Origin of the sequence: Variovorax sp. JS1663, assembly GCF_002157355.1 — a bacterium.
In the GTDB taxonomy this organism is placed as follows: Bacteria; Pseudomonadota; Gammaproteobacteria; order Burkholderiales; family Burkholderiaceae_C; genus Variovorax.
Genome location: NZ_LYMK01000008.1, coordinates 103,403 through 116,083 on the forward strand (window position 1 = coordinate 103,403; position 12,681 = coordinate 116,083).

10 protein-coding genes are annotated in these 12,681 nt (G+C 68.8%); 4 read left to right on the forward strand and 6 right to left on the reverse strand.

Annotation, left to right across the window (positions count from 1 at the left end; translation table 11 throughout):
• The first annotated feature begins 194 nt into the window (after positions 1-194).
• A complete protein-coding gene (locus A8M77_RS09425; RefSeq protein WP_086921290.1) occupies positions 195-764 on the forward strand; it encodes a hypothetical protein in 570 nt (189 codons plus the stop codon).
• A 39-nt stretch (positions 765-803) separates the two neighbouring features.
• Here A8M77_RS09425 and A8M77_RS09430 read toward each other — a convergent pair whose 3' ends face one another.
• Positions 804-3,302 (reverse strand): sodium-translocating pyrophosphatase, encoded by a 2,499-nt coding sequence (locus A8M77_RS09430; protein ID WP_086921291.1) that lies wholly within the window; start codon positions 3,300-3,302, stop codon positions 804-806.
• Between the two features lie 230 nt (positions 3,303-3,532).
• Here A8M77_RS09430 and ppa point away from each other — a divergent pair, with 230 nt between their 5' ends.
• The gene (ppa, locus tag A8M77_RS09435; RefSeq protein ID WP_086921292.1) at positions 3,533-4,063 is read left to right on the forward strand and encodes an inorganic diphosphatase; all 531 of its coding nucleotides are present in this window, start codon (positions 3,533-3,535) and stop codon (positions 4,061-4,063) included.
• A gap of 5 nt (positions 4,064-4,068) precedes the next feature.
• On the opposite strand, the gene A8M77_RS09440 is transcribed toward ppa, so the two are convergent.
• From A8M77_RS09440 to A8M77_RS09450, 3 genes are all read right to left on the reverse strand, one after another.
• On the reverse strand, positions 4,069-5,103 hold the full coding sequence (locus A8M77_RS09440; protein WP_086921293.1) for an L-idonate 5-dehydrogenase: 1,035 nt from the start codon (positions 5,101-5,103) through the stop codon (positions 4,069-4,071).
• A 25-nt stretch (positions 5,104-5,128) separates the two neighbouring features.
• The gene (locus tag A8M77_RS09445; RefSeq protein ID WP_086921294.1) at positions 5,129-5,902 is read right to left on the reverse strand and encodes a glucose 1-dehydrogenase; all 774 of its coding nucleotides are present in this window, start codon (positions 5,900-5,902) and stop codon (positions 5,129-5,131) included.
• 121 nt (positions 5,903-6,023) lie between these two features.
• On the reverse strand, positions 6,024-6,515 hold the full coding sequence (locus tag A8M77_RS09450) for a hypothetical protein (protein ID WP_086921295.1): 492 nt from the start codon (positions 6,513-6,515) through the stop codon (positions 6,024-6,026).
• 154 nt (positions 6,516-6,669) lie between these two features.
• Between A8M77_RS09450 and A8M77_RS09455 the strand changes: the two genes are divergently transcribed.
• Positions 6,670-9,606 (forward strand): AAA family ATPase, encoded by a 2,937-nt coding sequence (locus A8M77_RS09455; RefSeq protein WP_086921296.1) that lies wholly within the window; start codon positions 6,670-6,672, stop codon positions 9,604-9,606.
• Positions 9,607-9,623: 17 nt separating this feature from the next.
• On the opposite strand, the gene A8M77_RS09460 is transcribed toward A8M77_RS09455, so the two are convergent.
• On the reverse strand, positions 9,624-10,295 hold the full coding sequence (locus tag A8M77_RS09460; RefSeq protein ID WP_086921297.1) for an RraA family protein: 672 nt from the start codon (positions 10,293-10,295) through the stop codon (positions 9,624-9,626).
• 27 nt (positions 10,296-10,322) lie between these two features.
• Positions 10,323-11,531, reverse strand: coding sequence for an aspartate transaminase (locus A8M77_RS09465; protein WP_086921298.1), 1,209 nt, complete (start codon positions 11,529-11,531; stop codon positions 10,323-10,325).
• A gap of 166 nt (positions 11,532-11,697) precedes the next feature.
• Between A8M77_RS09465 and nac the strand changes: the two genes are divergently transcribed.
• Complete coding sequence (nac, locus tag A8M77_RS09470) at positions 11,698-12,636, forward strand: nitrogen assimilation transcriptional regulator NAC (RefSeq protein ID WP_086921299.1); 939 nt, start codon at positions 11,698-11,700, stop codon at positions 12,634-12,636.
• The last annotated feature ends 45 nt before the right edge of the window (positions 12,637-12,681 follow it).

Sequence of the window (12,681 nt, forward strand, 5' to 3'; positions counted from 1 at the left end):
AGCCGACCAATTCGATTTGCCTCTGTAAAGCAACTACCAAAAGCGCTCAAATCGATCTACAGTTAGAAACAATTAATGCAATTCATTGCATCAATACCTAAGTTCTAAATTGTGGTCGTTTAAATGAGTTCGCTTAAAACCATTCACTGCTATTGGTTGAGGCGTGTCCATCGGGACGGAAAGGGCGCTTGCCAATGAGCCGGCCGCCCCGCCATGTCGTCATGCAGGTCGTCAAGCGCTCGGGCGGCGCCACGCACCATGTGGAATTCACCATGGACGACAACTTCGCCGAACGCCTGCGGCAACTGCGTTCGCTGGTGCCGCCGCTCAATGCCCTGAACCGCCAGCGCGACCTGGTGATCGACAAGGTCCGGGTGCGGCTGCCCACGGCGGTGTGGCGTCTGGGTGGGGAAGAGGCTGCGCAAGTCGACGGCTCCTGCATGGTCATTGCCGCCGAGGGCTTTTTCAATTGCGGCGGCAAGGACCGCAACACCAAGGAAAAGCTGGTCACCTACACCTTTCCGATCGCGCGGCTCATCGAACTGCATGCCGAGCGCCCCGCCGGCGAGACCTTCTTCATCCGCGACGGCATCTTCACCAACGACGAGCCAGCCAGCTCTGCCGCCGGCCGCTGGGTCGCCTCGCTGCACGAGATGGTGGAAGTGCGCGTGCCGGAAGCCCCTTCCGACTTCGACACGCTGCAGGGCGTTCCGCTGCGCACCGAGCAGGGCGCGCTGCCGACGCATGGCGCCAGCCTGAACTGAGCGCCGAGGCGCAAAGGCCTCCGGCGCTCTTTCCTCGCTCTACTGAAGCTTGACCTCGACCCGCCGCGCCTCGGCCGGCGGCCCGTCGGCCTGGGTCTGCGCCGGCTTGGCCAGTTCCACCTTGTCGTCCGGCACGCCCGCCATCTTGAGCGCGGCGCCGACGGTCGTCGCGCGCTGCTTGGCGAGCTCGGCATTCTTCTCAGGATCGCCGGTCGCGTCGTGATAGCCGCTGACCAGCACCCGGCCACCGCCCTGTGCCGCCTTCACGATGTCCGCCAGCGCGGCGCTCGCGCCTTGCGGCATTTCCGCGCTGGCAGTGGCGAAGTAGAACTTGACCACCCCGTTCTCCGTTTTGATCGAGGCGCCGGCGTCGCCTGACGCCGCAGCGGGTGCCGCAACCGGTGCAGGCGCCGCGGCCGGTGCGACCGCCGGTGCAGGCGCGGCGGCCGGCGCGGCCATCGCGGCCGCATCGCCGGTATGAAACTTCACCACCAGCGGCACGATGAGCAGCGCCACGATGTTGATGATCTTGATCAGCGGGTTCACCGCCGGGCCGGCCGTGTCCTTGTAGGGGTCGCCCACCGTGTCGCCGGTGACCGCGGCCTTGTGCGCCTCGGAGCCCTTGCCGCCGTGGTGCCCGTCCTCGATGTACTTCTTGGCGTTGTCCCAGGCCCCGCCGCCGGTGCACATCGAAATGGCGACGAACAGGCCGGTGACGATGGTGCCCATCAGCAGCCCGCCCAGCGCCTTCGGCCCCAGCAGCAGGCCGACCAGGATCGGGACCACCACCGGCAACAGGCTGGGGATCATCATTTCCTTGATCGCTGCGCCCGTCAGCATGCTCACGGCGCGGCCGTACTCGGGCTTGCCGGTGCCTTCCATGATGCCGGGGATCTCGCGGAACTGGCGGCGCACTTCCTCCACCACCGAGCCGGCCGCGCGGCCCACCGCTTCCATCGCCATCGCGCCGAAGAGGTAGGGGATCAGGCCGCCGATGAACAGGCCCACGATCACCATCGGCTCGCTCAGGTTGAAGCTGATGGCCTGCCCATAGGTCTCGAGCTTGTGCGTGTAGTCGGCGAACAGTACCAGCGAGGCCAGGCCCGCCGAGCCGATGGCATAGCCCTTGGTCACCGCCTTGGTGGTGTTGCCTACCGCGTCCAGCGGGTCGGTGATGTCGCGCACGCTGGCGGGCATCTCCGACATCTCGGCGATGCCGCCGGCGTTGTCGGTGATCGGGCCGTAGGCGTCCAGCGCCACCACGATGCCGGCCATGCTCAGCATCGCCGTGGCGGCCACCGCGATGCCGTAGAGGCCCCCCAGCATGTACGAAGCCAGGATCGCGATGCAGACGAAGATCACCGGCCAGGCCGTCGAGCGCATCGACACGCCCAGGCCCGCGATGATGTTGGTGCCGTGGCCGGTGGTGGAGGCCTGCGCGATGTGGCGTACCGGCGAGTACTGCGTGCCGGTGTAGAACTCGGTGATCCACACCAGCGCCGCCGTCAGCGCGAGGCCGACGAAGCAGGCGCCGAAGAGCTTCAGCTGGCTGCCCGAGGCCGCGATCGCGTTGTCGGGAATGAGCCACTGCGTGACGAACCAGAAGGCGATCAGCGACAGGATGCCCGCCACCGCCAGCCCCTTGTAGAGCGCTGGCATCACGTTGACCATGCCCGGCGAGGCCCGCACGAAGAAGCAGCCGATGATCGAGGCGATGATCGACACGCCCCCCAGCGCCAGCGGGTACAGCACCGCGCTGACCGGCGCTGCCGTCACCATCAGCGCGCCCAGCACCATGGTGGCGATCAGCGTCACCGCATAGGTCTCGAACAGGTCGGCCGCCATGCCGGCGCAGTCGCCGACGTTGTCGCCCACGTTGTCGGCGATCACCGCCGGATTGCGCGGATCGTCTTCCGGAATGCCGGCTTCCACCTTGCCCACCAGGTCGGCGCCCACGTCGGCGCCCTTGGTGAAGATGCCGCCGCCCAGCCGCGCGAAGATGGAGATGAGCGAAGAGCCGAAGGCGAAGCCGATCAGCGGATTGAGCAGGGTGGCCAGCTTGCGGTCGGGCGTGAGCTGCCCGTTGCCGACCAGGAACCAGTAGAAGGCCGTGACCCCCAGCAGGCCCAGTCCCACCACCAGCATGCCGGTGATGGCGCCGCCGCGGAAGGCGACGTCCAGCGCCGGCCCGATGCCTTGCGTGGCGGCCTGCGCGGTGCGCACGTTGGCGCGCACCGAGACGTTCATGCCGATGAAGCCGCAGGCACCCGAGAGGACTGCGCCGACCACGAAGCCGATGGCGGTGGTGGCGTCGAGGAAGATGCCGATCAGGATCGCCAGCACGATGCCCACGATGGCGATGGTGCGGTACTGCTTGGCCAGGTAAGCGGCCGCGCCGGTCTGGATGGCCGCCGCGATCTCCTGCATTCGGGCGTTGCCCGCGTCCTTCGAAAGAATCCAACTGCGGGCCCAGAAACCATAGACCACGGCCACGAGGCCGCAGACGATGGCGAGGACCAGAGGGGTGTTGCCCGTCATGCCTTGCTTCTCCATTCGTTCGTTGACTTGTGGAGACGAAGGCAGCAGCCTGTGCGCAACGCGTACGGGGTCGATGCCTTCGCCGCGTTGCTTCCTCGGAGGACCGATTGGCCAACGAGGGCAATTTACAGGCAAATGTCACGTTCTGTGCGACCGGGCCGTGACACGGAAAGTAAACTTCGGGTTTGTCCCCATCCCGCTAGCACTTATCCACTACAGCAGACCACCCTATGTCCCTCGGCCTAGTTTCTCCCGGCAAAGACGCCCCCGAAGCCTTCAACGTCGTCATCGAGATCCCGATGAACGCTGATCCGATCAAGTACGAGGTCGACAAGGAGTCCGGCGCGATTTTCGTCGACCGCTTCATGACGACCGCCATGCACTACCCGACCAACTACGGCTACGTGCCGCAGACGCTCTCGGGCGACGGCGATCCGGTGGACGTGCTGGTCATCACGCCCTGGGCCCTGGTGCCCGGCGTGGTGGTGCCCTGCCGGCCGCTCGGCATCCTGATGATGGAAGACGAGGCCGGCGTCGACGGCAAGGTGCTGGCCGTGCCCACCGACAAGGTGCTGCCCATCTACAGCCACTGGAAGAAGGTGGAAGACGTGAACCCGATGCGCCTGAAGGCCGTCACCCACTTCTTCGAGCACTACAAGGACCTGGAGCAGGGCAAGTGGGTCAAGGTGCTCGGCTGGGAAGGCGTCGATGCCGCCAAGAAGGAGATCATGGACGGCATCGCGAACTACAAGAAGGGCTGAGGCCCTCAGTCGAAGTTCAGCAGGACCTTCATGGCCTGCGAGCGATCGGCCGCCAGCGCGAAGGCGCGGGCCGAGTCGCGGTAGGACAGGGTGGCCGAGATCAGCGGCTTGACGTCCACCAGCCCCTTGTTGAGCAGCGCTACCGCGACCGCGAACTCCTCGTGGAAGCGGAAGGCGCCGCGCAGGTCGAACTCCTTCGCGACGATCGTGTTGATGGGGAGTTGCATCTCGCCGCCCAGCCCGAGCTGCACGATGATGCCGCGCGGGCGCAGCGCATCGAAGGCGCCCACCAGCGCGCGCTGGTTGCCGCTGGCCTCGAACAGCACGTCGAAGTGCCCCTTCTCGGCCGTGAAGCGGGCCAGCCCCTCGGGCTCCTCCGCCACGTTGACGACCTCGTCGGCGCCCACCTTGAGCGCCTTGCCCAGCGTATGCGCGCCCACGTCGGTGGCCACGATGTGCGTGGCGCCCGCGCGCCGCGCCGCGATGATGGCCAGCGCGCCGATCGGCCCGCAGCCCGTCACCAGCACGTTCTTGCCCAGCAGCGGCCCCGCGCGGCGCACCGCGTGCAGCGCCACCGACAGCGGCTCGGCCATCGAGCCCTCGCCGTCGCTCACGCTGTCGGCCAGGCGCTGCGCCTGCCAGTGCTCCACCACGATCTCCTGGCGGAAGGCGCCCTGCACGTGCGGCGTGCGCATGGCGCTGCCGTAGTAGCGCATGTCCAGGCAGTGGTTCTGCAGGCCCTGCTGGCAGTAGCGGCACAGGCCGCAGGGGCGGCTCGGGCTGATGGCGACGCGCTCGCCGGGCGCGAAGCTGCCGGCGCCGTCGCCCACCGCCTCGACCATGCCGGCCACCTCGTGGCCCAGCACCATCGGCTCCTTGATGCGCACGGTGCCGAAGCCGCCGTGCTGGTAGTAGTGCAGGTCCGAGCCGCAGATGCCGCCGCAGCGCACGCGCACGCGCAGCTGGCCGGGGCCGAGCTCCGGCGTGGGAACGTTCTCGACCCGCAGGTCGCCGGGGGCGTGTATGACGAGTGCTTCCATGTGTGTGCTTCCTTGGGGCCCGGGTTCAGAGCGTGGCGGTCACGCCGCCGTCCACGTAGAGGATGTGGCCGTTGACGAAATTGGAGGCGTCGCTCGCGAGGAACACGGCCGCGCCCACCAGGTCCTCCACGTCGCCCCAGCGCCGCGAGGGCGTGCGCCCGACCAGCCACGAGGTGAACTCGGGGTTCTTCACCAGCGCGTCGGTCAGCTCCGTCTTGAAGTAGCCCGGGCCCAGGCCATTGACCTGGATGCCGTGCTGCCCCCAGTCGATCGCCATGCCCTTGGTCAGCATCTTCACCGCGCCCTTGCTCGCGGTGTAGGGCGCGATGCCGGGGCGTCCGAGCTCGCTCTGCACCGAGCAGATGTTGATGATCTTGCCGCGCTGGCGGGGGATCATGCGCCGCGCCACCGCCTGGCCGACCAGGAACACGCTGTCGACGTTGGTCTTCATCAGCTCGTGCCACTGCGCCTCCTCGAACTGGTCCAGCGGCGCGCGGCGCTGCATGCCGGCGTTGTTGACCAGGATGTCGATGGCGCCGATCTCCGCCTCGATGCGCTCGATCGCCGCGCTCACCGCTTCGCCGGAGGTCACGTCGAAGGCCGCGGTGAAGACCGTCGCACCTTCCTCGCGCAGCGTTGACGCCGCCTGCTCGAGCTTGTCGGTGCTGCGGGCGTTGAGGATCACGCGCGCGCCGGCGCCGGCAAGGCCGCGCGCCAGCGCCAGGCCGATGCCGGCGCTGGAGCCGGTGACGAGCGCGGTGCGCCCGGCGAGGTCGAAGCTTTTGAGGACGGGGTTCAAGTCGGAGTCTCCATCAATGAATTGGAATGCGGCGTGGCCGAGCCGCCGAAGTATGGCGCTGGGAGCGGGATGTCAGGGTACGCAAGCCGAAGCCGGCCACCAAGACGAGATCGCTCTGCCTCTATAGCAAAGCCTTATGCGAGCGCTGCGCCAGGCCAATGTCGCGCAGAGCATGCTCGTCGAGCTGCCGCAGGTCGTCATGGCCGCGATCGGCGAGGCGTGCCGGCATGTGCGCCTCCAGCATGGCGTAGAACTGCAACAGAACGAACAGGATGTGCAGCAGCGTCGTGACATAGCCGACGGCGAGCATGTCGGCCGCCATGAAGAACTGCCAGAAGGCCAGATTGACCGTTCCCAGCAGCAAATGCACGGCCGTGGCGGTGAGGTGCCAGGAACGCGTCGGTGCCGCGTGCCAGAGCAGCAGCCCCACGACGAATGCGAGACCGTGCGCCTCGATGAAGCCGACCGCTGCCGATGGCGTGGCGCTCAGGAAGGGACCCTGCGGCCCGAGACCGAGGGTGACGCCGATCACATCGGCCAGCAGGCCGGAGACGGACGCAAGGCCGAGAAAGGCGGCATCGGCGCGAAGAACATGACGGCGAAGAGGTGACATGTGAAGGCTCCTTGGTGCTTGGCGGGGTGGTTCGTGAAGCGTAGGAGCCGAGGCGCGCGGAGTTGTCAGCGCGAGGTCGCGCTTCGGTCGGGATTGCGTCGGGCGGCGGGCGGCGGGCCGCGGCCGCTTGCCGCGTCGCCCCTGGCGCCACACAATGAGCGCCACCACCCGACTGCCCGATCTCGTGAATTCTCCCGAGCCGTTGCGCTTGCAGTTCGATCTGTTCGAGTTGGACGAGCGTCAGGCGCGCCTGACGCGCGATGGGCGGGCGCTGGCGCTGCCGCCGAAGGCGTTTGCCGTGCTGTGCGAACTGGCGCGCCAGCCCGATGGACTGGTCGGCAAGGAGGCCTTGCTCGACGCGGTGTGGGGCCACCAGTACGTGACCGATTCGGTGCTCAAGACCACGATCAGCGAGTTGCGCGCGGTGCTCGGCGATGACGCAAGGCAGCCGCGCTACATCGAGACGGTGGCGCGCCGTGGTTATCGCTTCATCGCGGCATCCGTCCCGCTCGGCGCGGCGCAGCGGCACGCCGTCGCGGTCACGCAGGAACCTGGCCGCGCCGCGCAGACCCCGGCACTGATCGGCCGCCACGGCGCGCGCGACTGGCTGCACACGACGTGGCGCGAAGCCTGTGCCGGGCGGCGGCAGGTCGTCTGGCTCGCGGGCGAAGCCGGCATCGGCAAGACCACCTTGATCGAACATCTCATGGCCGAGCACGGGCCGGGCGGCATCGCGGTGGGCCAATGCGTCGAACAGCATGGCGCAGGCGAGCCCTATCTGCCGGTGCTCGAGGCACTGGGTGCCCTGTGCCGCGCCGACGCCGCGCTGCCGGCGCTGCTGCGCAGCGTGGCGCCGACCTGGCTGTTGCAGTTGCCCTGGTTGTGCGACGAGGCCGAGCGGGAGGCGCTGCGCCTGCAGCTCGTCGGCACGGGCCAGGCCCGGATGCTGCGCGAGTTGGGCGAGCTGCTCGACCAGTACACGCAGCAGCGTCCGCTGATGCTGGTGACCGAAGACCTGCATTGGAGCGACCAGGCGACGCTGCGTGCCCTCGACCACGTCGCGCGCCGTCGTGGCCCGGCGCGGCTGATGTGGCTTGCCAGCTTCCGGTTGGCCGAAGTCGTCGCCGAAGACCATCCGCTGAAGGCCTTGCGCCACGAGCTGCTTCTTCACCGCCTGGCCCGGGAACTTTTGCTCGATCCGTTCTCCGAGCGCGACGTTGCCGACTGCATCGCGCACCGTTGCCCCGGACAGCCGGTTCCCGAGGCGCTCGCACGCAGGCTGCACCAGCGCACTGACGGCCTGCCGCTGTTCGTCGTCAACGTCATCGACGAACTGGTCTCGCAGGGCATGCCCGACGATCCGGCCCGCGCAGCGTCGGTGGAAGTGCCGGTGCCCGAGAATCTGGCCGGGGTGATCGGGCGTCAGGTCGATCGGCTGGCGCCGTCCCTGCGGGAGCTGTTGCAGGCTGCCAGTGTCTGCGGCGTCGAATTCAGCGCGACCACGGTCGCCGAGGCCCTTCAGCGCGACGCCGGCGCGGTGGGCGAAAGCTGCGACGAGTTGGCCCGCGCGCAGCAGTGGTTGAACCAGGTTTCGCTCGAGCGCCGGCCCGACGGCTCGATCGAGGGGCGTTATGCTTTTCGCCACGCGCTGTACCGCCAGGTGGTCTATCAACGCATCGGCAGCCTGGCGAGGGCGCAGCTGCACGGCCGCGTCGCCGCGTCGCTGCAACGCAGGCGCGCCACCGGCAGCCCGGTCATGGCCGCGGAGCTGGCGCTGCAGTTCGAACTGGGCCGCGATGTCGAAGCCGCGATCGGCCACTATGCCGAGGCCGCCGAGAGCGCCTTGCGGCATTTCTCGCCGACGGAAGCGATGCGCCTGACCTCGCACGCATCGACGCTGCTGCCGCAATGCTCCGCTGGCGCAGCGCGCGACCGGCTGGAAATGGCTTTGCTCGGTCCGCGCGTGGCCGCGTCTCAGATGCTGAACGTGAGTGCACCCGAGGCGCTGGCCGACCACGAGCGGGTGCGCGCACTGCTGGCGTTGCACTCGCCCTGGCCCGACGCCACGAGCGGCATCGACATCGAACTGGGCTGGATCCGTTTCACGGCCGGCGACCATGAGCAGGCGCTCGCGATCGCCAGGAGCATCCAGGCCCAGACCGGATCAAACGCCAACCCCGCGCGCCATGTGGCTGCCTGCAACCTGCTCGGGACCACGCTGACCTATCGCGGCGAACTGAACGAAGGCAGGCGATGGCTGGAGGAAGGCATCGCAGGTGCCCAAGGCCTTGGCGACCGCCGCGTCAACGCGCGTGCCGTGGTCGACCTCGAGGTCTCGCTGCGCTGCCGGCTCGCCCAGGCCCTGTCGCATCTGGGGTGCGTGGACGCGGCGCAAGTGCAGATCGACGCTGCAGGCGCGCGCGCCGCGCGGCTCGGACCCTACACGCGCCGCCTCGCCCTCATCTTCGCTGCGCTGTTGGCGCTGCGCGTCGGCCATCCGGAAAGGGTGCGATCCCTCGCCGGAGAACTGCAGGCCCTGGCCGACGAGCACGCGATGGCACAGGCCGAGGGGCCGGCGCGCTGGCTGCACGGCTGCGCCCTGGCCCATCTCGGCGAGCCGGCGGTCGGCCACCCGTTGATCCTGGAAGGGGACGACCGCGACGCCCGGCTCGGCCTTCAGCGGGGTCGTTCGGGCGTACTTGGCCACGCGGCCGAAGCGCTCGCCATCGCCGGGCGTTGGATCGAGGCGCAGGCACAGCTCGACCAGGCGCTGGCCCTCGCCGAGAAGATGGGCGAGCGCATCTACCTGCCGGATCTCCATCTGCTGCAGGCGCGAATCTGGATCGGCCGCGGTCGGCCCGAGCAGGCGCACGAGGCGATGCGCTCCGCCTGGCGCGAGGCGATGCAGCAGCAGGCGGCATGGCTGGAATTGAGTGCCCTCGTCGCGCTGGGCGAGGCTGGCGGCGTGCAGCCCGCCGAGATCGAGGCGCTGGCTGCGGTGCGCGCGCGGCAGCGCGAGGGGGCGGGCACGGCGCTGGTGGCGCGCGCCGACGCGTTGCTGAGCGGACGGCCCGAAACCTCGGGAGCCTGAAGCGACGCGGGGCGGCTTCAGTTGCTGCAGCGCGCCTCGAGCGCATCGATGAAGGAGCGGTCCCAGCGGCCTTCCTTCATGGCGCGTATCGTTTCCGCCTCCGTCGCCAGGTGGGCGCGGGCCTTCTCGATCAGCAGCTCGGCTTCGTCGCGCGCGAAGGCCATCAGGCCATCCTGGTCGCCGGCCACGATGTCGCCGGGGTTGACGACCATGCCGCCGACCGATATCGGTACGTTGATCTCGCCGGGCCCGTCCTTGTAGGGCCCGCGATGGGTCACGCCGCGCGCATACACCGGGAACTCGCGCGCCCGGATCTCGGCCACGTCGCGGATCGCGCCGTCGATCACCACGCCGACGACGCCGATCTGCGCGGCGTAGAAGGACAGGATGCCGCCAACGACCGCGTTGTTGAGGTCGCCTCCGGCATCGACCACCAGCACGTCGCCGGGGCGGCAGAACTCGAGGGCGCGCAGGTAGGTCAGGTTGTCGCCGCCGCGCGAGCGTGCGGTGACGGCCGTGCCTGCCATGGTTCCAGCCACGGGGCGATGGTAGGGATGCAGGCCGGTGCTGCCGATGTTGCGGTGCATGTTGTCGCTCAGCGCAGCGACCGGGATGTCGCGCAAGGCGGCGAGGATGCGGGCGTCGACGGGCGGCGCCGAGGGGTTCTTGCGGAGGGCTTTGTAGGGCATGGGGGCGTCCTTGTCGGGGTCTTGCGCTCAGTGCAGTTCGGCCACCGCGCGGGCGATGCGCGCGCAGCCTTCTTCCAGCGTCTCGATCGATGTGGCGATGGACAGGCGGAAGTAGGGCGAGAGGCCGTAGGCGGTGCCGGCGACCGTGGCGACGCCGGCGCTCTCCAGCAGGTACATGACGACGTCGCCGTCCTCGGCCAGGGTCTTGCCCGCGGGCGTGGTCTTGCCGATCAGGCCTTCGCAGCGGATGTAGAGATAGAAGGCGCCGGGCGGCGTGGCGCAGCTCAGGCCGGGGATGGCGTTGACGAGCGCCAGCGTGCGGTCGCGCCGCGCCTTGTAGACGGCGACGCTCTCGGCCACGAAGCCCTGGTCGCCGTTGAGCGCTGCGGCTGCGCCGGCCTGGCTGATGGAGCAGCAGTTGCCGGTGGACTGCGACAGCAGCGTGTCCATGGCCTGTACCAGGTCCGCCGGGCCCGCGGCCCAGCCGATGCGCCAGCCGGTCATGGCGTAGGTCTTGGACACGCCGTTGATCGCCAGCGTGCGTTCGCGCAGCGCCGGTGCCACGGCCAGCAGGTGCGGCGTCGGCTGGCCGTCGTAGCGGATGTGCTCGTAGATGTCGTCGGTCATCACCATCACGTGCGGATGCCGCGCGAGTACCTCCGCCAGGGCGCGGTACTCGTCGGCGGTGTAGCTCGCGCCGGTGGGATTGCTCGGTGAGTTGATCAGCAGCCAGCGCGTGCGCGGCGTGATGGCCGCTTCCAGCTGGGCCGGCGTGAGCTTGAAGCCGTTGGTTTCGGGGCAGGCGACGGTGACGGGCGTGCCTTCGCAGGCCAGCACCATGTCCGGGTACGACACCCAGTAGGGCGCGGGAATGATCACCTCGTCGCCCGGCTCCAGCGTGATGGCGAGCGCGTTGTAGATCGCGCTCTTGGCGCCGCTGGTGACGATGATCTCGTTCATCGCATAGCGCAGGCCGTTCTCGCGCTCGAGCTTCGCGACGATGGCCTGGCGCAGTTCCACCGTGCCGGCCATCAGCGTGTAGCGGGTCGCGCCGCGGTTCATGGCCTCGGCGGCGGCGCGGCGGATGTGCTCGGGGGTGTCGAAGTCGGGCTCGCCCACGACCAGGTTGACGATCGACTTGCCCTGGCGGCGCAGTTCGTTGGCGCGGTCGGCGGCGGAGGTGCTGGGGGAGGGCTTGATGCGCCGGACGCGCGAGGCGATGCGGGAGGTGGTCACGGGTCTCTTCCTGGGATGGCGAGGATGGATGGGGCGTACGGTACGCACATCGCTCGCGCGAGGCCAAGACGAGATCGCTCTGGTTGTATAGGCGCAGCTTATGGTGAGCCCGGGTAGGCCCCGGCCAGGCGCGGTGCTAGGCTCAGCTTTTGCTTGGAGACAAGGCGTGAACCTCAGACGCCTCAAATACTTCGTGAAGATCGTGGACATCGGCAGCCTGACCCAGGCGGCCGAGGTTCTTTTCATCGCCCAGCCCGCGTTGAGCCAGCAGCTCGCCACGCTCGAAGGCGAGGTGCGCCAGCAACTGCTGGTGCGCACCAAGCGCGGCGTCACGCCGACCGAGGCAGGCAAGGTGCTCTACCGCCATGCGCAGATCATCCTGCGACAGTGCGAGCAGGCCCGGGTCGATATGGAGGCGGCCGGCGCCGGGCTGTCGGGCCAGGTGTCGGTGGGGCTGGCACCAGGCACCGCCGCTTCGGCGCTCTCGCTGCCGCTGCTGCGCACCGTGCGGGCGCGCCACCCCGGCATCCTGCTCTACCTCAACGAGAACTATGGCACCACGCTCAGCGAGCTGATCATGAACGGCCGCATGGACCTGGCCGTGCTCTACGGCGACAAGGCGATCCACGGGCTCACCTTCCTGCCCCTGCTGAAGGAGCCCCTGTTCCTGGTAGGGCCTGCCTCGATGCCGGTGCCGGCCGAGCCCGTCAGGCTGGCCGACCTGCGCGAGATCGAACTCTTTCTTCCGCGCCCCTACAACGTCGTGCGCAAGCTGGTCGACGCGGCCTTCGCGCGCGCGGGCATGGTGCCGCGCGTGGTGGCCGAGATCGAGTCGGCCTTCACGCTGACGGCGGCCATCGCCGACGGGCTGGGTGCCACCATCCTGCCGGCGTCGATGGCGCGCGAGGTGGTCTCCTCCTGCGGCGCCTGGAAGTTCCAGATCGTCGATCCTGTCATCGAGGCGCCGCTGGCGCTGTGCCAGTCGGACCACCTGCCGCTGTCCGAGCCGGCGCAGGCGGTGAAGGACATCCTGCTCGAACTGGTGACCGACCTGGCCGACCACGTGGCTGCGACGCCCGAACCCGCGCTCAGCGCCTTGTCATAAGCCGCCCTTATTGCGGCACAGCCAATCCGTCTTGGGCTTTGCGGC